General features: G+C 73.2%; 14 protein-coding genes. 7 read left to right on the top strand and 7 right to left on the bottom strand.

Annotation, left to right across the window (positions count from 1 at the left end; all coding sequences use genetic code 11):
• Window positions 1-179 precede the first annotated feature (179 nt).
• The 6 genes from ACQEUU_RS12760 (at window position 180) to ACQEUU_RS12735 (ending at window position 8,298) form a co-directional block, all read left to right on the top strand.
• Window positions 180-413, top strand: coding sequence for a hypothetical protein (locus tag ACQEUU_RS12760; protein ID WP_433064676.1), 234 nt, complete (start codon window positions 180-182; stop codon window positions 411-413).
• 123 nt (window positions 414-536) lie between these two features.
• The gene (rpsT, locus tag ACQEUU_RS12755; protein WP_433064673.1) at window positions 537-809 is read left to right on the top strand and encodes a 30S ribosomal protein S20; all 273 of its coding nucleotides are present in this window, start codon (window positions 537-539) and stop codon (window positions 807-809) included.
• Window positions 810-1,015: 206 nt separating this feature from the next.
• Window positions 1,016-4,102: an FtsX-like permease family protein gene (locus ACQEUU_RS12750; protein WP_433064670.1), complete on the top strand. Its 3,087-nt coding sequence runs from the start codon at window positions 1,016-1,018 to the stop codon at window positions 4,100-4,102.
• Window positions 4,099-6,687, top strand: coding sequence for an FtsX-like permease family protein (locus ACQEUU_RS12745; protein ID WP_433064667.1), 2,589 nt, complete (start codon window positions 4,099-4,101; stop codon window positions 6,685-6,687). The genes ACQEUU_RS12750 and ACQEUU_RS12745 overlap by 4 nt, the downstream gene beginning before the upstream one ends.
• Window positions 6,684-7,610 (top strand): ABC transporter ATP-binding protein, encoded by a 927-nt coding sequence (locus ACQEUU_RS12740; RefSeq protein ID WP_433064664.1) that lies wholly within the window; start codon window positions 6,684-6,686, stop codon window positions 7,608-7,610. The genes ACQEUU_RS12745 and ACQEUU_RS12740 overlap by 4 nt, the downstream gene beginning before the upstream one ends.
• Entirely contained in the window at window positions 7,600-8,298 is a 699-nt protein-coding gene (locus tag ACQEUU_RS12735) for an ABC transporter ATP-binding protein (protein WP_433064662.1), read from the top strand. The genes ACQEUU_RS12740 and ACQEUU_RS12735 overlap by 11 nt, the downstream gene beginning before the upstream one ends.
• A gap of 106 nt (window positions 8,299-8,404) precedes the next feature.
• Here the strand turns inward: ACQEUU_RS12735 and holA are convergent, their stop codons facing one another.
• The 7 genes from holA to ACQEUU_RS12700 form a co-directional block, all read right to left on the bottom strand.
• Window positions 8,405-9,388 (bottom strand): DNA polymerase III subunit delta, encoded by a 984-nt coding sequence (gene holA / locus ACQEUU_RS12730; RefSeq protein WP_433064659.1) that lies wholly within the window; start codon window positions 9,386-9,388, stop codon window positions 8,405-8,407.
• Between the two features lie 89 nt (window positions 9,389-9,477).
• A complete protein-coding gene (locus ACQEUU_RS12725; protein WP_433064657.1) occupies window positions 9,478-11,937 on the bottom strand; it encodes a ComEC/Rec2 family competence protein in 2,460 nt (819 codons plus the stop codon).
• Between the two features lie 281 nt (window positions 11,938-12,218).
• Window positions 12,219-12,944, bottom strand: a complete 726-nt coding sequence (locus ACQEUU_RS12720) for a helix-hairpin-helix domain-containing protein (RefSeq protein ID WP_433064654.1) — start codon at window positions 12,942-12,944, stop codon at window positions 12,219-12,221.
• Between the two features lie 373 nt (window positions 12,945-13,317).
• On the bottom strand, window positions 13,318-14,352 hold the full coding sequence (locus ACQEUU_RS12715) for a DegV family protein (protein WP_433064651.1): 1,035 nt from the start codon (window positions 14,350-14,352) through the stop codon (window positions 13,318-13,320).
• Window positions 14,353-14,365: 13 nt separating this feature from the next.
• Window positions 14,366-15,574 carry an amidohydrolase family protein gene (locus ACQEUU_RS12710; protein ID WP_433064649.1) on the bottom strand — a complete coding sequence of 403 codons (1,209 nt, stop codon included), beginning with the start codon at window positions 15,572-15,574 and terminating at the stop codon, window positions 14,366-14,368.
• 439 nt (window positions 15,575-16,013) lie between these two features.
• The gene (gene hflX, locus ACQEUU_RS12705) at window positions 16,014-17,444 is read right to left on the bottom strand and encodes a GTPase HflX (protein WP_433064646.1); all 1,431 of its coding nucleotides are present in this window, start codon (window positions 17,442-17,444) and stop codon (window positions 16,014-16,016) included.
• Between the two features lie 75 nt (window positions 17,445-17,519).
• Window positions 17,520-18,209 carry a DUF4097 family beta strand repeat-containing protein gene (locus ACQEUU_RS12700; protein ID WP_433064643.1) on the bottom strand — a complete coding sequence of 230 codons (690 nt, stop codon included), beginning with the start codon at window positions 18,207-18,209 and terminating at the stop codon, window positions 17,520-17,522.
• 145 nt (window positions 18,210-18,354) lie between these two features.
• On the opposite strand from ACQEUU_RS12700, the gene aceB reads away from it, so the two are divergent.
• Window positions 18,355-19,932: a malate synthase A gene (gene aceB, locus ACQEUU_RS12695; protein ID WP_433064640.1), complete on the top strand. Its 1,578-nt coding sequence runs from the start codon at window positions 18,355-18,357 to the stop codon at window positions 19,930-19,932.
• Window positions 19,933-19,936 lie beyond the last annotated feature (4 nt).

Here is a 19,936-nt window from a genome sequence, read left to right as displayed (position 1 = left end):
CGGTTCGTCCAGTGGGTGAAGAGGCATCTGCCGGGCGTGCGGGCTCGGGCAGTCCGTCAAGGCCGCCGGCCTCGACCTGGACGACCTCGCCGCCGGCCGGAACGTGCTCGACGGCGTCGCGTCCGTCATGAAGGCGGGCTTCGACGGGATCCACTACAACTTCGAGCCTCTGGGCGACGGTGACACGGACTTCCTCGTCCTGCTCGACGAGACCAGGAAGGGCGCGCCCCGCCTACCGCGACCACGGCATCCCGTGGGGCGACGCGGCGGAGAGCGTCGCCATGGCGGGGCAGGGCGCCAAGCCGGCGCTGTCGGAGCACGGCGCGCGCGAGCGGTTCGGGCTGGCGCTGTACGTGGATTTCGCGGCCACGGAGGAGGACTGGCGGGAGTACGAGGAGAACTGGTTATCCTGATCCCGGTCGTTGATTTGAGCGGCGAGCTGGGTTATTGGTAGCCTGAGCAACTGCGTGTGGCGCGCCCTCTCAACGAGCCCGCGCGCTTCATCCACCACTTCAGACTTTCACCGAGGCTTCTTCGTGGCGAACATCAAGTCCCAGATCAAGCGCAACAAGCAGAACGAGAAGGCTCGCCTGCGCAACAAGGCGGTCAAGTCGTCGCTCAAGACGGCCGTCCGCAAGTTCCGCGAGGCCGCCGAGCAGGGCGACCTCGAGCAGGCCGTGGCGCTGCAGCGCATCGCCGCCCGCCAGCTCGACAAGGCCGCGAGCAAGGGCGTCATCCACAAGAACCAGGCCGCCAACCGCAAGTCGGCGATCGCCAAGCGGGCCGCCGCGCTCACCGAGAGCAAGTAGGTCCTGGTCCAGCCCTGGGAGCGCCGCACTTCTTCATGAGGTGCGGCGTTTTCTGCTGTCCGCATCCCGGCGAGGGCGCAATGTCACAGTTTCAATATCACGTACGCATCGCCACGCCGCATCTTCTCCGTCACCGTTGATCGGGCGCCCTTGCCCTCAGCGATCCGCTGCCCAATCCTCCTGGAGAGCGGACATGGAGGGATCGGATGCGGGGGCCGTGGGTCGTCAAGCGCGCGCTCAGCGAGCCGCTCCTGCTGCTCGCCGCGTTCGGCTCGATCCTGCTGGCCACCACCACGCTCGTCGCGCTGACCATGTACGCCTCCTCCATCGCCGAGGCGGGCGTGCGACGGACGATGGAGACCGCGCCGCTGCGCCAGGTGGCGGTGACCGTGACCGCCCCGGTGACGGACGAGACGTTCCCCCGCTACGACGCGGCGGTCCGCGCCCGGGTGAGCGAGGCGCTCGGCGGCACGCCCGCCGCGTTCTCGACGAGCTTCCACTCCGACTCGTACACGATGCCCGGCCAGGAGCGCCGCGAGGTGCCGGAGCTGCTCAGGTTCGGCAGCTACGACGGCCTCGACGAGCACGCCCGCCTGGTCTCCGGCGCCTGGCCGCGCCCCGGGGGCGACGGCGTCGTCGAGGCGGCGATCCCGCTGGCCGCGGCATCGGCGTCCGGCCTGGAGCAGGGGCGGGAGTTCACCGTGCGCGGCCGCCTCGACGGGCGGCAGGTCACGGTCCGCGTCACCGGCGTCTTCCAGCTCGACGACCCGTACGGCGACCGCTGGGCGGGCGAGCAACTGCTCGGCCGCGGGATCGAGATCGGCGAGTTCACCACGTACGGGCCGTTGATGGTGCCGCGCGAGACGTTCCTCGCCCGCTTCGCCACCGCCGTCAGCACGACCTGGACCGCCGTCCCCGACCTGCGGACGCTCACCCCTGAGCGGCTGCGGCCGCTGGCCGCCGACGTGGCCGGCCTGGACGAGGCGCTGAAGGAGAACGGCTGCCCGAACTGCACGGCCGCCACCCGGCTGCCCGGCATGCTGACCCAGCTCGACACCGCGTCGCTGGTGGCGCGCTCCACGATGCTGATCCCGGTGCTGCAGCTGATGCTGCTCGCCGCGTACGCGCTCATGCTGACCGCCAGGCTGCTGGCCGACCACCGGCGGATGGAGGTGGCGCTGCTGCGCTCGCGCGGGGCGGGCACGCTGCGGCTGGCCGCGCTGGCGGGCGGTGAGGCGCTGCTGGTGGCGGTGCCGTGCGCGGTGGCGGCGCCGTTCCTCGGGCCGCCGCTGCTGGCCGCGGTGAACGCGCTGCCGTGGATCCGGGCCACTGGTGTGCGCCTGGCGCCGTCGGCTGACGCGGGCACGTTCCTGATCTCGTTCGGCGTGGCCCTGGTGGCGGCCGTGCTGCTCACGCTGCCGGCCCTGGCGGGCGCGCGCCGCACCTATGTCGAGGAGCAGGCCGCGCGCGGGCGCGGCGCGGGACGCGGCCTGATCGAGCGGGCGGGCGCGGACGTGGCGCTGCTCGCGGTGGCGGCGCTGGCGATCTGGCAGCTCCAGCACTACGGCTCGCCCGTCACCGGCACCACCGGCGGCGGCCTGGGCATCGACCCGCTCATCGTCTCCGGCCCCGCGCTGGCGCTGCTCACCGGCGGCATGCTCGGCCTGCGGCTGGTGCCGCGCGTGTCCCGGCTGGCGGAGCGGATCACCGCCCGGCGGCCGGGGCTCGCGCCCGCGCTCGGCGCCTGGCAGGTGAGCCGGCGCCCGCTCCGCTACGCCGGACCCGCCCTGCTGCTGACGATGGCGATCGCGATCGGCGTCATGTCCATGGCCACCGCCGCCACCTGGCGCGGCTCCCAGCTCGACCAGGCGGGCCACCAGGCCGGCGCGGACCTGCGGCTGTCCGGCCCGCCCGACTCCCCGGAGCTGGGGTCGTCCGGGCGCGGCAGCGCGTTCGCCGCGCTGCCGGGCGTGACCGCCGCCTCGCCCGCCTTCCGCGGCCAGGTGGAGGTGGGCGGCGACGCCGCCGTCCTGCTCTCCCTGGACGCCGCCGAGCTGGAGACGCTCTTCCGGCTCCGCCCTGACCTGTCCGGTCAGTCCCTCGCCGGCATGAGCCGCGCGCTGGTGGACGGCCGGCCCGCGGACGGGGCCCTCGAACTGCCCGGCCGGCCCGCCGCGCTCTCCGTCGAGGCGCGCACCGACCGCAGCCTGCCACTGCGCGTGCGCGTCTCCGACTCCCTCGGCGTGTGGCGTGACCTGCCGCTGACCGCCGCCGGGGACGGACGGCTGAGCGCGGACCTCAAAGGGCTGGCCGGGCGCAGCGGTGAGATCGCCTACCCGCTGTCGGTGCGCGGCTTCGCCGCCACCATGCCGGAGCAGGGCGCGGCGACCGTCACGCTGTCCGGCCTGAGCGCCGACGGGCAGCCGGTCGGCGCGCCCGAGGTGCGGCTGGACGTGACGGACGAGCGGCCGGTCGTGGCCGGGTTCGCCCCGGCGCCGCCGTCACGCCCGCTGCCGGTCGTGCTCACCGCCGACCTCGCCGCCGCGAACAAGCTGGCGGCCGGGCAGACGGGCCGCGTCAACCTGGACCGCCAGGTCATCGACGTCACCGTGGCCGGCGTCGTCGAACGGATGCCCACCGCCGAACCCGGCCAGCCGGCCCTGCTCGCCGACTGGGCGACCCTGCAGGCGTACGACCTGGCCAACGGACGACCGCCCAGACCCGCCACCGAGTGGTGGCTGGCCGTCGAGGGCGGCGACACCCGGCCGGCCGCGCTGGCGCTGCGGAGCAACCCCGCGTGGGACGTGACCGTGGTCGACCGGGGCGAACTGGCCGCCGGCCTGCGCGACGACCCGCTGGCCAGCGGGCTGCAGGGCGCGCTCATCCTCGGCTTCGTGGCAGCGCTGGTGTTCGCCGCGCTCGGCTTCCTGGTGAACGCGGCCGTGGCCGCCCGCGAGCGGATGGCCGAGTTCACGATCCTGCGCGCGCTCGGCGTCAGCTCCCGGCAGGTGTTCGGGCTGCTGGCGGTCGAGCAGGCGTTCGTGGTCGTGCTCTCGCTGGTGGCCGGCACGGCGCTGGCCGCGGTGGTGGGCCGCCTGGTGGTGCCGCACATCGTGCTGACGGGGCAGGCGTCGGCGGTCACCCCCGAGGTGCTGCTCGACATCCCGTGGGGGGCGACCGCGGGCCTGCTGGCCGGGGTGGCGGCCGTGCTGTTCGGGATCGTCGCCGGTCTGGCAGGCAACCTGCGCCGCCAGGGCCTCGGCCGGGCGCTGCGCATCGGGGAGGACTCGTGAGGGTGCTGCGGCTCGCCCGGGTGCACCGGGGCGCGGCGGCCGTCCTGGGGCTGCTCGCGCTGAGCGCGTGCGTGCTCGTGGCGGGCCTCCCGCGGACGTTGCAGGCCGCCTTCGACGGCGCGCTGCGGGCGTCGCTGGCCGCCGCGCCCGCCTACCAGCGGGACGTGACCGCGACGCTGACCTCGTCCGGGCGGGAGGGCGAGCCGCGCGAGCCGGGCCAGTTCGCCGCGCACGGTGAGCGGTACCGGGAGCTGGTGCCCGAGCCGCTCAAGAGCCTGCTCAGCGGCGACGGGCACGCCGGCGCCAGGACCCACGGCACGCCGGTGTACGGCTCGGGCGGCCTCAGATACGTCAACCTCGGCTGGCTGTCCGACGCCGAACGGCGGGTGGAGTGGGTCGAGGGCCGGGCCCCCGAGAACGTCGGCACCACCCGGTGGCAGGGGCAGGACCTTCCCCTCTACGAGGTGGGCGTCTCCGCCGACGCCCACGAGAGGATGCGGCTGAAGGTCGGCGACCTGACGGTCATCGGCCAGAGCGACCTCGCCGCCGTGCGCGTGGTCGGCGTCTTCCGCGCGCGGGACGCCGCCGACGGCTACTGGTCGCACAACGGCGAGATCCTGAACGTCACCTGGCTCCAGCGGCCGGGTGGGACCCAGGAGGAGTTCCACACCACCGCGCTGGTCGGCGACGCCGCGCTGGGCATGCTGGGCGGTGGCGGCCGCAACCTGTCCTACCGGTGGGTCCTGCCGGTGGACCCTTCCCGGCCCGAGGCCCGGGAGGCGGGCGCGCTGGACGAGGCACTCGCCGAGTACACGCGGGTGCTGAAGGTGCAGCCCGGCCTGTCGTCCGGCACCGTCGTCTCGACCGGGCTGCCCGGACTGCTCGCCGAGTTCCGCGCCGCGCTGACGACCGCGCAGGTCGTGATGTTCCTGGTGCTCGGCGGGCTGCTCGTGGTGGCGGCCGGGGTGATCCTGCTGGCCGTGCAACTCCTGATCGGCCGGATGGACCAGGCGCTGTCGCTCATGCGGGCCCGCGGCGGGTCGCTGCCGCAGGTCGCCGGGACCGGCGCCGGACTGGTCGCGCTGGTGGTCGGGCCGGCCGCCGCCCTCGGGTACGCGCTCTCCTACCTCTTCCCCGGGCCGGTGCCGCCGCTCGTGCACACCGGGCCCACCGCCGTGGCGGTGACGGCGGTGGCGTTCGCCGCCGCGCGGATCGCCCTCACCCACCGGGCGCCGCTGCGCGAGCGGCGCGACGACGTGACGGCCGCCCGGCCCTCCGCCCGCCGGGTCACGCTGGAACTGCTGATCGTCGGCCTCGCCCTGGCCGGCGCCTACCTGCTGCGCACCCGCGGCGCCGCCACCGCGGGCCTGGACCCGTTCCTGCTGCTGGTGCCGCTCGCGCTCACGCTCGCCGCCGCGCTGATCACCATGCGCTGCTACCCGTACCCGCTGCGCCTGCTCGTACGGGCCACCGCCAGGTCCCGGCCGGCCGTGGCCTTCCTGGGACTGACGCGGGCGGCCAGGGCGCGCTCGTCCAGCGTGCTCCCGGCGCTGATCCTGCTGCCCGCGCTGGGCGTTTCGGTGTTCGCGTCGGTGATCTCCGGGAGCGTGTCGAGCACGCAGCGGCTGGCCGCGTGGCAGACCGTCGGCGCCCCGATCAAGATCACTTCTGATCGGGAGCTCACCGCCGAGGAGGTCGAACGGGTGCGCCAGGTGCCCGGCGTGACCCGGGTGGTGCCGGCGCAGCTCGCCGACGTGCAGGTCGGCCGCACCTCGGAACGGGCCCGGGTGCTGGCCGTCGACCTGGCGCGGTGGCGGGAGCTGATGGCGGGCGCGCCGCTGGCCCCGCCCGCGCCGCCCGCCGCGGGTCCTGGACTGCCGGTGCTCGTGTCGCCCGGCCTGAGCGGGCGCGGCACGTTCGAGATCGGCTGGCAGTCACGGCTGACGATCACCACGGCGGGCGTCGTACCGGCGGTGCCGGGGTTCTTCACCGAGGGCAAGTTCGCCGTGCTGCCGTTCGACGTGGGGCAGCGGCCCGTCGTGAACACGCTGCTGCTCTCCGGCGCGGCCGACCGGGCCGCGCTGGAGCGCGCCGTGCCGGACGCGCGGGTCGAGACGCAGGCCGCCGCGCTGGCCGCCATCCAGGCCGACCCGATGACGGGCGCGGTCAGCACCACGCTGCTCGTGGTGACGGTCGCGCTCGGCGGCTACGCGGTGGTCGCCGTGCTCATCGCGCTCGTGATGGGCGCCGCCGACCGGGCCGGGGCGCTGTCGCTGCTGCGCACCCTGGGCCTGTCCGACCGGCAGGCGCGGCGGCTCACCGTGCTGGAGGTCCTGCCGCTGATCCTCCTCGCCGCGCCCGCCGGTCTCGGGCTCGGCCTGGGCCTGCCGGCCGCGCTCGGCCCCGGCATCGACCTGTCCGCGTACGCCGGCGGGCTGCCCGTCGGCGGCTATGATCTCGACCTGACCATCCCAGCACTGCTGGCCGCCGGGCTCACGGCGGTCGCCGTCCTCGGCGCGTACGCGCACGCGGCCATCAGCCGCCGCCGCGACGTGAGCGCCGTCCTGAGAGTGGGGGGCCTGTGACGAACCCGACGTTGTCCGAGCTGGAGGCGGAGGCCGGCCGGGAGAAGCCCGCCTTCGGCGGCGACGCGCACATCGTCTGCGACAACCTCGTCCGCATCTACAAGACCGAGGGCGTCGAGGTGGTCGCCCTGCAAGGCCTCGACCTGCTGGTGGGCAAGGGCGAACTGCTCGCCGTCGTCGGCGCCTCCGGTTCGGGCAAGTCGACGCTGCTGAACGTGCTGTCCGGGCTGGACGTGCCCACCGCCGGCGTCGCCCGGGTGGCCGGCATGGACCTGCTGTCGATGACGGCCAGGGACCGGCTGCGCTACCGGCGCGAGGTGGTCGGGTTCATCTGGCAGCAGACCGCGCGCAACCTGCTCCCGTACCTGTCGGCGCGCGAGAACGTCGAACTGCCGATGAAGCTGGCCGGCCGGACGCGCCGCGGCCGGGCGGCCGAACTGCTGGACCTGCTCGGCGTCAGCCACTGCGCCGACCGCAGGACACCCGAGATGTCCGGCGGCGAGCAGCAGCGGGTCGCCATCGCGGTCGCGCTCGCCAACGCGCCGCAGCTCATCCTCGCCGACGAGCCCACCGGCGAACTCGACAGCGAGACGTCCGAGCAGGTCTTCGAGTCGCTGCGCAGGGCCAACAGGGAGCTCGGCGTGACCGTGGTCGTGGTGACCCACGACCCGCTCGTCTCCGAGCAGGTCGACCGCACGATCGGCATCCGCGACGGGCGCACCAGCAGCGAGACGCTGCGCCGCGAGGGCGCCGAGGGGCAGGTCGTCGCCGAGGAGTACGCGGTGCTCGACCGGGTCGGCCGGCTGCAGCTGCCCCGCGACTTCATGAACGCCCTCGACATGGAACGCCGTGTCCGCCTGGAGCTGGAGACCGACCACATCGGGGTGTGGCCGGTACGGGAGGAGCCCGCCGATGAGCAGTGAACCGTTGGTCGTCGTCGAAGGGCTGCGCAAGGTCTACCGCACCGGGCCAAAGGAGGTCGTGGCGCTGCGGGAGGTGTCGTTCGAGGCGTACCCAGGCGAACTGGTCGCCATCCGGGGGCGTTCCGGGTCCGGCAAGACGACGCTGCTCAACCAGGTGGGCGGGCTCGACCGGCCCGACTCCGGGCGGGTGGTGGTGGCCGGGCAGGAGGTCACCGCGATGCGCGAGGACGCGCTGCTGGCGCTGCGCCGGGACGTCATCGGATTCGTGTTCCAGTCGTTCGGGCTGATCCCGGTGCTGTCGGCCGCCGAGAACGTGGGCGTGCCGATGCGGCTGGTCCGCACCCCCGTCGAGGAGCGCGAGAAACGCGTCCGCACCCTGCTCGCCCTCGTCGGGCTCGACAAGCACGCGAACCAGCGCCCGTACGAGCTGTCGGGCGGTCAGCGGCAGCGGGTGGCCATCGCGCGGTCGCTGGCCAACCGGCCGCGCCTGCTGGTGGCCGACGAGCCGACCGGCCAGCTCGACTCGCAGACCGGGCGGCAGATCATGGAACTGCTGCGCGCCCTGGTCCGCAGCGAGGGCGTCACGGCCCTGGTCGCCACCCACGACCCCGGCCTGATCACCCTGGCCGACCGGGTCCTGGAGATCAGCGACGGCACGCTCCGCGAATCCTCGCTCCAGACGTCCTGACCGGCGGATCGCCCACCATGGAGGACGACCGGAACACCCCTTGACGACCGGCGCGCATCCCGCCCCCGGCGGGTCGCGACCACGGCCCCGTGTCTCGTGGGTGTCCTCAGCGGCCGGTGCGGCTGGCCACGATGACCTGGACGGTGTGCTCCAGGGCGTAAGCGGGGTCGGCGCCGCCGCCCTTCACCTGCTCGTCGGCGTCGGCCACGGCCTGCATGGCCCGCGCGAGCCCTTCGGGCCCCCAGCCCTTGACCTGCCTCCTCACCCGGTCGATCTTCCACGGCGGCATGCCCAGGTGGCTCGCCAGCTGACCGCCCCGCAGGTTGCGCGGCGCCCCGGCGACCTTGGCGATGGACCGCAGCCCGCCCGCCAGCGCGCTCACCAGCAGCACGGGCGCGACGCCGGTGCCCAGCGCCCACCGCAGCTGCTCCAGCGCCTCGCCGAGCCGCCCCTCCACGGCCGAGTCGGCGACGTTGAACCCGGTCACCTCGGCCCGGCCCTTGTGATAGCGCGCCACCGCCGCCGGAGTGATCGTCTTGTCCTGGGTGTCGAACATCAGCTGGTTGCACGCGGCTGCCAGCTCACGCAGGTCGTTGCCCACCGCCTCCAGCAGCGCCTGGGCGGCCTCCCCCGAGATGCCCCGCCCGGCCCGCTTGAACTCCGCCCTGACGAACTCCAGCCGCTCCGCCGGTTTGGTCACCTTGGCGACGGTGACCACCGCGGCCCCGGCCTTCTTCACCCCGTCGACCAGCGCCTTGCCCTTGGCCCCGCCGGGGTGTGCCAGCACGAGCACCACGTCGTCGGACGGCCGCCCGGCATAGGAGACGACCTCGGAGATCACGTCCTTCCCCAGGTCGTGCGCGGACCGCACCACCACGACGGTCCGGTCGCCGAACAGCGACGGCGACGTGAGCTGCGTCAGCTCCCCCGTCGTCACCTTGGAACCGACCAGGTCGTGCACCTCGGCCCCGGCGTCCTGCGCCCGCGCCGCCGCCACGATCGCGCTCACGGCCCGCTCCGCCAGCAACTCCTCATCGCCGATGACCAAGGTCACAGGTGCTGGAACGCTTCCCGCCATGCCGAGCAGCATCCCACGCCCACCCTCCAACCCCAAACCGCCCGTCTTCCTCCGGAGTCTCCTCCGAGCCCCATCCCGCACCTCCACCCGCCGGCTCGCCTTCAGGACCCGCGCGACACCACCGCCAGGCCGCCCTCTTGCGCGATCACGGCCACGTCGCCCGACCTGTCGGTGCGGTGGACCCGCATGCCCAGGCGATGGAGCAGGCCGAGGGTCGAAGGGGCAGGGTGCCCGTAGTCGTTGTCGGCGCCCACGCTGACCAGCGCCGCCCGAGCCCGCACCGCCGCGAAGAAGGCGGGAACCTGTCGGGGCGACCCGTGGTGGGGAACCTTGAACACGTCGGCCTGCGGCAGAGCCCCGCGGAGGAGCCGCTCCTGGGCCTCGGACTCGATGTCGCCGCTCAGCAGCGCCGACCCGGAGCGCCAGCGGACGTGCAGCACGATGCTGGCGTTGTTGGCGGCGCTGCCCTCCCCCGGCCCTTCCTCCGCTGGTGTGGCGTCGGGGGCGACGACGGTCACCTCGGAGGGGCCGAGCCGCCAGCGGGTGCCCGGCTGCGCGGTCTGCTCGGGAATGCGGCGGCGGGCCAGGTCGGCGCTGAGCCGGGCGCTCTGCGGGGCCGACGGGCGATGCGGGCTGGTGACGACGGCTCCCACCCTTCGGTCCCGGTGCACGCCCGCCAGGCCGTCGATGTGGTCGGCGTGCGGGTGGGTGAGTATCACCAGAGGCACGTCCCGCACCCCGAGCCGGCGCAGGCACCGGTCCATGACGACCGGGTCCGGGCCGGCGTCGACGACCACGCCCTGCCCCGGCCCCGCCGCGATGACCAGCCCGTCACCCTGGCCCACGTCGCACATGACCATCACCCACCCCGCGGGCGGCCAGGGCGCGGTGATGGGTTTGATCGCCAGCACCGCGACCAGGGCGCCGCCGGTGACCGCCAGGGCGACGGCCCGCCAGGCCCGCCGTCGCAGCACCACCACCGCCACGACGGCCACCACCGCGAGCAGCCCGATCCCCGTGATCCCCTGCGGCCAGGAGACGCCGGCCAACGGCACGCCGGACGCCCACCGGGAGACCATGATGATCCACCCGACCGCGTACCCCGCCGGAACCACCAGCACCTGCGCCGCCTCCGGCCAGAACGGCGCGACCAGCGCAGCCACGAACCCCAGCAGAGTCGCGGGCGCTACGGCCGGCCCCGCCAGCAGGTTGGCCGGCACCGCCACGAGGCTGATCTCGCCGGACATGAGCACCAGCACGGGGGTGACGGCGACCTGCGCCGCAGTGGGCACCACCACCGCCTCCGCCATCCACCGAGGCCACCGCCCCCGCCGCTCCCGCCCTTGCCGCCCCTGCCACCGCTGCCACCCGTGCCGCCCCCGCCGCTCCCCCGCCACGGGCACCGGTTCACCACGGCGCACCGCCTGCACCGGACGCGCTCCGTGCCGTGTCGGCTCGCCTGCTTGGTCGCCTGACGTCCTGGTATCTGAGGGCTTCGCGGTGTCGCCGGTGAGGCGGGCGCGCCAGCGGGGGCCCAGCAGGAGGATGCCCGCCGTGGCCGTCACGGAGAGAGCGAAGCCGAAGGAATGAGCCAGTTCGGGGACGAACAGGATGAGGAGCAGGACCGCCGCGGACAGGGCGGCGACACCGTCCTTGGCCCGGCCGGTGCCGAGAGCGAGGGCCGCCACCAGACCCATCAGCAGAGCCCGCAGGACGCTGGGCGAAGGCCGGGCCACCACCGCGAAGGCGATCATGGCCAGGGCGGCGAAGGCCGCTCTCGGGGCGAGGGGCAGGCCGGCCAACCGGCACAGGGCCAGGGCGGCGCCCGCGACGATCGCCAGGTTGGCGCCGCTGACGGCGTTGAGGTGGCTCAGGCCCGCCTCCTCCAGGTCCGCGTCCACCTGACGGTCGAGCCGCGAGACGTCCCCGACCACCAGGGCCGGGAGGAGGCCGCGCTGATCGGGCGGCAGGATCCCGGCGGCCTCGCGCAGCCCCGCGCGGAAGGCGCCCGCGACCGTGTGCGCGGAGGAGGGCGGCGTGAGGATCTTGGGCGGGTCCCGCACCAGGAGGAACGCGGCGACGAGCCCGGGCGAGGTCGGCACGGCGAGCCGGCCCCTGACCATGAGCCGCTGGCTCGGCAGGAGGGGACGCCACGCGGAACCGTTCCCGAACACGACGATCGGGGTGTGGACCGCCAGGCGGGTGGAACCGACTTGGACGGTCCGCACGGCGGCGTCGACGACGATGCCGTCCCGATGGAAGAGTCCCGGCTTGGGGTGTCTGACCTTGGGGTCGCCGGTGAGGGTGATCTCAGCGGTGACGGTCGCGCCTTCGGCGGCCAGCGCGGCGACCGTACCCGTGGTGACAGCGTGGAGCCGGAGCGCGATCGAACCGCTGACGGCGGCGACGCAGACCAGCACGGCGACGGTGGTGTTGCGGTGCGCCGGGTCCCGGATCAGCCGCCATGCCGCGAGCGAGCCGCCCACGCAGACGAGACCCGTGAGCGTGACGACGGGTACGGAGCAGACGAGCAGCGCGACCGCGGCGATCCAGGCTGCCATCGCCGGGAGCGCGAGAGGCCAGACCCGCCCTCTCGCCACTGCCCAGCTCTCGCGCCCGCTGTGCCCCGTGCCGCCCTGCCCACCGACGGCACACCGGGGACGACCCCGCCCGCCGCCCAAGCGACGGAGTCCCTCAGGGCGAAGCCGGATGAGGCGGGACCGGATGAGGCGGGACCGGATGAGGCGGGACCGGATGAGGCGGGACCGGATGAGGCGGGACCGGATGAGGCGGGGCCGGGTGGAAGGGCCGGGGATCGCCTTCGGGCCGGCGGGCTCGGGCATCAGACCCGGACCTTCGGTTTGATCTCCTCGAACCGCCGGGTGCCGATGCCGCTGACCTCGCGAAGCTGGTCGACGCTGGTGAAGCCGCCGTGGGTGGTGCGGAAGTCGACGATGCGGGAGGCCAGGACCTCTCCCACGCCGGGCAGCTGTTCGAGCTGGTCCTGCGTGGCGGCGTTGAGGTCCAGGACGGCGGCGTCGGGGGCTTCCGCAGGACCCGGCGCGACGGCGGGGCGGCCGACCATGATCTGCTCGCCGTCGACGAGCCGCCTGGCCAGGTTGAGCGTGTCCAGGGAGGCGCCCCGGCGGACGCCGCCGGCAGCGCTGATCGCGTCCTGCACGCGGGATCCGGTGGGCAACGGGTAGACGCCCGGATCATGGACCTTGCCGGCGACGTGGACGGTCACCTTCGTCGTCACGGCGGTGCTCTGCGCCGGGCCGGGCCCCGGGCCAGGCATCGAGCTGGGCACCGGAGTGGGGGCGGGCAGAGGCTCGGGGACGGGCCGGGAGCGCCAGAGGAAGAACCCCGCCACCAGGACGGCGACGGCTCCGAGCGCGAGCAGGGCCCGGAGCCCCGGCCTGCCCGGGTCGAGGGAACCGGCGGAGGCCCGGAATGCCTGGAATGACTCCGGCACCCCGGCGAGGAAGGAGGCAGGCTCGGATCCCGTGAGAGAACGGATCCGGGACTCGGCGATGGTCCGCTCGGACGTCGAATCTTGGGCGCGCACGGCCAGCAACGTACGGGCCGCCCGCACGGCCCATGGATCCAGAACGGGATTCTGTGGATGACCACGCCCCATCCACAATTCTCGGCCCTGGTCCGCCCTGACCGGACAGCGGGCCGGTCATCGCCGGCTTCAGGCCGGGCGCCTGACGCGTACTCGATCGATCGGACCCTCAGCGGACGCCGACGACCAGCCCAGGCGGTCCCCTCGCCTACGGCGGGTCCAGCGGGCCGAAGGCACGCGTAGCGGCGCCCGGCCCAAGGGGTTTCCCCGAAAAGACCTTGACCTTGATCTGCAGAGCTCCCCGCAGTCAGCAGCGCCACAGACACATCGCCCCACTGAGAAGTCCCGCCCAGGACGAACAGCCCGAGTGCGGTCAGGACGCCGGGGCGATCGTGATGCCGAGCATGCCGGGACCCACGTGGACGCCGATCACCGCGCCCACCTCCATGACCCGTACCTCCGTCACTCCCCGCACCCGCTTGGCCAGGTCGCGGGCCAGGGTCTCGGCACGTTCGGGAGCGGCCAGGTGCTGGACGGCGATCTCCACCTGTTCGCCGCCCGCGTCCTGCACCACCAGGTCCTCCAGGCGGGCCAGGGCGCGGGACGCGGTGCGGACCTTCTCCAGCAGGGCGATGCGGCCGTCCGTGAGCCGGAGCAGAGGTTTGATCATGAGGGCGGTGCCCACCAGCGAGGCCGCCGCGCCGATGCGGCCGCCGCGGCGGAGCTGGTCGAGCGTGTCGACGTAGAAGAGCGTCCGGGTGCGGGCGGCGCACTGGGCGGCGGCCCGCGCCACCGCCTCAGGGTCGCCTCCCTCGGCGGCGGCGCGGGCCGCCGCCAGGACGGGGAAGCCCAGGCCCATCCCGATCGAGCGGCTGTCGACGACCGTGACCGGCAGCGGGGCCTCACGCGCCGCCGCTCTGGCCGCCTCCACGGTGCCGGACAGCTCTCCTGAGAGGTGGACGGAGACCACGGCCGCCGCCCCCTGCGCGGTGAGCGCCGCGTAGCAGGAAGCGAAGCGCTCCGGCGCGGGCCTCGACGTGGTGGCCGTCGCGAGGTCCCCCCATGCGAGCGACGCGCACCCGCCTCCAGCCCTCGCCGGATCTCCGGGCGTGGCGTCTCCTCCAGTCCCCGCCCGATCTCCCCGCGCGGCATCGCCTCCGGCCTCCGCCAGATCTCGCGGCGCGGGCTGGGCTCCTGACGGGAGACCTGCTCGCGTCGCCCGCGCGGATCCGCTTCCGCCGGGTGAGGTGTCTCGTCGCGTACGGGTCGCCCCGGTCAGGGCTCGTGTGAGGTCGGGCTCGTCCCAGGAACGATCTCCAGAGATCACTTGTACGGGGACGACGCTGACGCCCGGCACCTCAGGCAGATAAGCGGTGGAATCCGTGACTACGGCGACAGCGGGCGACATATCCCGACTTTAGCTACTGAACCGGCGTCCCACCCCGCCAGACGCGGCGCGGCTTGAGGCCGAAGGACCAGGCGAAGGCGCCCTCGTGGTCGGCGTCCCACTGGACGATGTCGGCGAGCCGTCCCGGCTGCAGCACTCCGCGGTCGGGGGCGCCGAGGACGGTCGCGCCGCCGAGCGTGGCCGCGCGCAGCGCGTCGTTGACGCTCATGCCGAACGCCGACACCGCCATCGCGATCACCAGCGACATCGAGGTGATGCCGCAGTGGCCGGGGTTGTGGTCGCTGCCGAGCGCGATCTGCACGCCGTGCTTGATCATCTGACGGACCGGCGGCAGGTGGCCGCGCTGGAGCGCGGTGGCGGGGCAGACGACGGCGGGCACGCCGTACCGGGACATGATCGCGATGTCCTCTTCGGACATGTGGTGCAGCCCGTCGGCGGAGGCGCAGCCGAGCTCGGCGGCGAGCTGGACGGCGCCGCGGCGGCTGAAGATGCCGGCGTGGATGCGCGGCAGGAGGCCGACGTTGCGGCCCGAGGCGAGCACCCAGCGGGACTCTTCGGTGGTGAAGTGGCCCTCGTCGCAGTAGACGTCCACGCTGTCGGCGCCGGCGGCGGCCGCGTCGGCGCACCAGGCGCCCACGGCCTCGACGTACTCGCGCTGCCGGCCGAAGTATTCGGGTGGCACGACGTTGGCCGCGAGGAAGGTGACGTGCACCCGCGGCATCATCGGCTCCTTCTCCAGCTCGCGCAGGAGCCGCACGTCGGCGAGTTCGCCGTCGCGGGTGAGGTGGTAGCCGGTCTTGGCCTCGACCGTGGTGGTGCCGTTGAGCAGCCAGCCGCGCAGCCGCTCGCGCACGCCGTTGCAGAGCGTCCACGGGTCGGTGCCCCGGGTCACGGTGACCGTGGAGCCGACGCCGCCGCCCGCGGCGGTGATGGAGGCCGAGGTCGAGCCGCCGGTGCGGATGGCCAGCTCGGCGTAGCGGTTGCCGGCGTAGACGGGGTGGGTGTGGGCGTCGATGAGTCCGGGGGTGACGAGGGCGCCGCTCAGGTTCTCGACGTGGTCGACGTCGACGATGTCGTCGACGACACCGGGAACGCTCTGCGGCAGGTCAGGGGCTCGCCCGACCCACGCGATGCGGTCGTTGTGCACGAGGATCGCGGCGTTGCTGAGGACCTCGTTGCCGGTCCACAGCCGGCCGATGTTGGTCAGCAGCCGAACGGTCACCGCATCACCGCCCCACGCGCGAGCAGCGCGCAGCGCACGGCCTGTGCCGCGCCCACTGAGTCCGCTCCGGGTCCGGACGACATGGGGGGTCTCCTGCTCTCATCCGCAAAGCTGTGCGGTGACCGTATCGCCGGACGCATGATCTGGCGATTTCAGTTCAGTTACGTTATTTCACATGCGGGCTTGCTGTACAGGGTTATTCGGAAGAAAGCCCACTCTTCACAACCGTCGCCCTGACACACCCTCAACCTCTGGCCCCTGCGTGCTCCGTCGGCGCAGCAGCCGTCATCCGTTAACCCGTGTCAATCAGTCGAAAGGCTCGGCTAATCCTAGCAATCCCAGCGTTGCCGGACCACTGACGCGTTTGGGCAGCCCTGTACCACTTTGCGGCCAGAGCTGCCCTGGCTGACGGTCACGTCGGCCCTCGGGGAACGAGCCGCTAGGCGACCCGCTCGACGGGCTTGCCCACGCGCACGAGCTCCTGGTAGAGGCTCGGCAGCACGCGGGCGTTCAGGATGGTGCCGTCCTCGACGTGGTCGACCGAGAGCACCTCGCCCTCCTTGTGGGCCCGCGAGATCAGGTCGCCCCGGTCGTACGGGACGAGGAGGGTGACCTCGTGGTCCAGGCGCGGCAGCCGGCGTTCGACGAGGGCGAGCAGCTCGGCGATGCCGGCACCGGTGCGGGCCGACACCACGACGCTGTCGCGCTCGCGCCGCGTCAGGCGGTCGAGCACCTCCTGGTCGGCCGCGTCGGCCTTGTTGATCACCACGATCTCGGGCACGTCGGACGCGCCCTCGATGGTCCTGAAGACCTCACGCACGGCGGCGAGCTGGCCCTCGGGGTCGGGGTGCGAGCCGTCGACCACGTGCAGGATCAGGTCGGAGTCCGCGACCTCCTCCAGCGTGGACCGGAACGCCTCGACGAGCTGCGTCGGCAGGTGGCGCACGAAGCCGACCGTGTCGGCGATCGTGAACAGCCTGCCCTCCGGCGTGCGGGAGCGGCGCACGGTCGGGTCGAGGGTGGCGAAGAGCGCGTCCTCCACCAGCACGCCCGCGCCGGTGATCCGGTTGAGCAGCGAGGACTTGCCGGCGTTGGTGTAGCCCGCGATGGCGACCGCGGGCACCTCGCGCCGCTGACGGCTCTGCCGCATGGTCTCGCGGGAGGTGGACATGCCCCTGATCTGGCGGCGCAGCTTGGCCATCCGCTCGCGGATGCGGCGCCGGTCCAGCTCGATCTTGGTCTCACCGGGGCCGCGGCCGCCGATGCCGACGCCGCCGGCCGCCCGGCCGCCGACCTGGCGGGACAGGTTGCCGCCCCAGCCGCGCAGGCGCGGCAGGAGGTACTGGAGCTGGGCGAGCTCGACCTGGGCCTTGCCCTCCCTGCTCTTGGCGTGCTGGGCGAAGATGTCGAGGATCAGCGCCGTGCGGTCGATGACCTTCACCTTGACCACGTCTTCGAGCTGGCGGAGCTGGCCGGGGCTCAGCTCGCCGTCGCAGATCACGGTGTCGGCGCCGGTCGACTCGACCACGTCACGCAGCTCCAGCGCCTTGCCGGAGCCGATGTAGGTGGCGGGGTCGGGGAACTTGCGCCGCTGGATCAGGCCTTCGAGCACCTGCGAACCCGCGGTTTCGGCCAGGAGCTTGAGCTCCTGGAGCGAGTTCTCGGCGTCGTCGATCGTGCCCGAGGTCCAGACTCCGACCAGGACGACCCGCTCGAGTCGCAGCTGGCGGTATTCGACCTCGGAAACATCCTGGAGTTCGGTGGAGAGGCCCGCCACGCGGCGCAGTGCCTGGCGCTCCTCAAGGTCCATCTCGCCGGTCTCGTACTCGTCGAAAGCGGGGTTCGCGGGATTTTCGTGCATACGTGTCATCTCTTATAGGGAACGTCTGGACACCTCGGTGTCTTCCCCCGATCGTGGCACGACATCCCCATGGTCAACACCCCATTATCGCGGCAGCACGCTCACGTCACCGGATCCGGCGCTGATGACGATCTTGCGCGGGGCGCCGCGGTCGTCGCGCACCGAGACCGTGGTGTCCCCGCTGCCGACCTCGGTCCGCACGTCGTAGCCCTCGTCGGGCAGGCGCAGGGTGATGCCGCCCGAGCCCGTCTCCAGCCGGACGCCGTCGGGCGCGGCGGCGTACTCGAGCTCGATGTCGCCCGAGCCCACCTCGCCGGCGACGGTCTTGCTCGTCAGGCCGGCGGCGTCCACGGCGCCGGACCCGGCGTTGAAGGCGAGCGGGCCGGACAGCGACCTGAGCGTCACGTCGCCGGACCCGGTCTCGGCCTTGACCTGGAGGCCCTTCGGGATCTCGATCTCGTAGTCGACGCCGCAGTCGCTCCAGGTCCGCGGGCACTCGAACGTGATCAGCAAGGTGTCGCCGTTCACCGTGTGCTCGGTCCTGGGCTTCTCGCCGCGCCACCGGAGGGTCTCGTCGACCTTCACCGAGCCGCCCCCGGTCTCGGTGATCAGGGTGTCGCCCGAGCCGTTGCGCACCTCCAGCTTGGTGACCTTCTCCGTCACCTCGTACGAGACCGTGTCCTGCTCACTCGGCCCGGCGAGGCTGTCCAGCCCGCACCCCGTCAGCAACGCGGCCGATGCCAGCAGGCCGCCCGCGATCGCAATCCTGTTCATGACTCCGATCCTCGCGCGCGTGGCCCGTGCGCACATCGGGGATGCCCCGGAAGGCACCCCGGCTTTGACCCCCCGAACCCGGATGACGTACCTTCACTTCCATTATTCAGAACAACATTTCCACGAAGCGGAAAGAGATCGCACCATGGAGATCACCGGCCCGATGCTCGACCGGTTCGACGAGGTCCTGACGCCCGAGGCGCTCGCGTTCCTCACGACGCTGCAGCGGGAGTTCAACGGCAGGCGGCTGGAGCTGCTGGAGGCCCGCGAGGTCAGGCAGCGGGAGCTGTCGGCCGGCGGCACGCTCGACTTCCTGCCGGAGACGAAGGCGGTCAGGGAGGGCGACTGGACGGTCGCGCCGCCCGCGCCCGGCCTGGAGGACCGGCGGGTCGAGATCACCGGGCCGGTGGACCGCAAGATGACCATCAACGCGCTCAACTCCGGCGCCAAGGTGTGGCTGGCCGACTTCGAGGACGCCAACTCCCCGCTCTGGGAGAACTGCGTGCTCGGCCAGCTCAACCTGCGCCTCGCGCTCGACCGTACGATCGACTTCGAGTCCGGCGGCAAGTCCTACGCGCTGCGCCCCGACGAGGAGCTGGCCACGATCGTGGTCCGGCCGCGCGGCTGGCACCTCGACGAGAAGCACGCGCTCGTCGACGGGGACCCGGTGGCGGCGTCGCTGTTCGACTTCGGCCTCTACTTCTTCCACTGCGCCCAGCGGCAGCTCGACAAGGGCAAGGGCCCCTACTTCTACCTGCCGAAGATGGAGTCCCACCTGGAGGCGCGGCTGTGGAACGACGTGTTCACCCGCGCCCAGGAGCTGCTCGGCATCCCGCACGGCACGATCAGGGCGACCGTGCTCATCGAGACCTACCCGGCCGCGTTCGAGATGGAGGAGATCCTGTACGAACTGCGCGAGCACTCGGCGGGGCTCAACGCGGGCCGCTGGGACTACCTGTTCAGCGTGATCAAGAAGTTCCGCACCCGGGGCCGGGAGTTCCTGCTGCCGGAGCGGAACGCGGTGACGATGACGGCCCCGTTCATGCGCGCGTACACCGAGCTGCTGGTGCGCAGCTGCCACAAGCGCGGCGCGCACGCCATCGGCGGCATGGCGGCGTTCATCCCGTCGCGGCGCGATCCGGAGGTCAACGCGGTCGCGCTGGAGAAGGTCCGCGGCGACAAGACCCGTGAGTCGGGCGACGGCTTCGACGGCTCCTGGGTCGCGCACCCGGACCTGGTGCCGATCTGCCGCGAGGTCTTCGACGGCGTGCTCGGCGACCGGCCCAACCAGCTCGACCGGCTGCGCGAGGACGTCACGGTCACGGCCGCCGACCTGCTGGCCGTCTCCGAGACGCCGGGCGAGATCACCGAGGCGGGGCTGCGCAACAACGTGGACGTGGCGCTGCGCTACCTGGCCGCGTGGATGGGCGGGCAGGGCGCGGTGGCGATCCACAACCTGATGGAGGACGCCGCCACGGCGGAGATCTCCCGCTCCCAGATCTGGCAGTGGATCCACAACGACATCACGCTGGCCGACACCGGGGCGCAGGTCACCAAGGAGCTGGTCGAGCGGATCATCGGCGAGGAGCTGGAGAAGATCGCCGCCCAGCCGGGCTACGACGAGGGGCTGTTCGCCCAGGCGACGGCGCTGTTCAAGGAGGTCGCGCTGGACGACGACTTCGCCGAGTTCCTGACGCTTCCGGCATACGCCCGCATGCCGTAAAAGC

Source organism: Nonomuraea sp. CA-218870, assembly GCF_050936535.1.
Classification (GTDB): domain Bacteria; phylum Actinomycetota; class Actinomycetes; order Streptosporangiales; family Streptosporangiaceae; genus Nonomuraea; species Nonomuraea corallina.
This window is presented reverse-complemented; position numbering and strand designations above follow the sequence as displayed.

Bases quoted from the DNA above. Each gene is read 5' to 3' on its own strand.
- hflX (WP_433064646.1), bottom strand. From the start codon at position 17,444: ATGACACGTATGCACGAAAATCCCGCGAACCCCGCTTTCGACGAGTAC.
- ACQEUU_RS12735 (WP_433064662.1), top strand. From the start codon at position 7,600: ATGAGCAGTGAACCGTTGGTCGTCGTCGAAGGGCTGCGCAAGGTCTAC.
- aceB (WP_433064640.1), top strand. From the start codon at position 18,355: ATGGAGATCACCGGCCCGATGCTCGACCGGTTCGACGAGGTCCTGACG.
- holA (WP_433064659.1), bottom strand. From the start codon at position 9,388: ATGCTGCTCGGCATGGCGGGAAGCGTTCCAGCACCTGTGACCTTGGTC.
- ACQEUU_RS12725 (WP_433064657.1), bottom strand. From the start codon at position 11,937: ATGGCAGCCTGGATCGCCGCGGTCGCGCTGCTCGTCTGCTCCGTACCC.
- ACQEUU_RS12750 (WP_433064670.1), top strand. From the start codon at position 1,016: ATGCGGGGGCCGTGGGTCGTCAAGCGCGCGCTCAGCGAGCCGCTCCTG.
- ACQEUU_RS12700 (WP_433064643.1), bottom strand. From the start codon at position 18,209: ATGAACAGGATTGCGATCGCGGGCGGCCTGCTGGCATCGGCCGCGTTG.
- ACQEUU_RS12715 (WP_433064651.1), bottom strand. From the start codon at position 14,352: ATGTCGCCCGCTGTCGCCGTAGTCACGGATTCCACCGCTTATCTGCCT.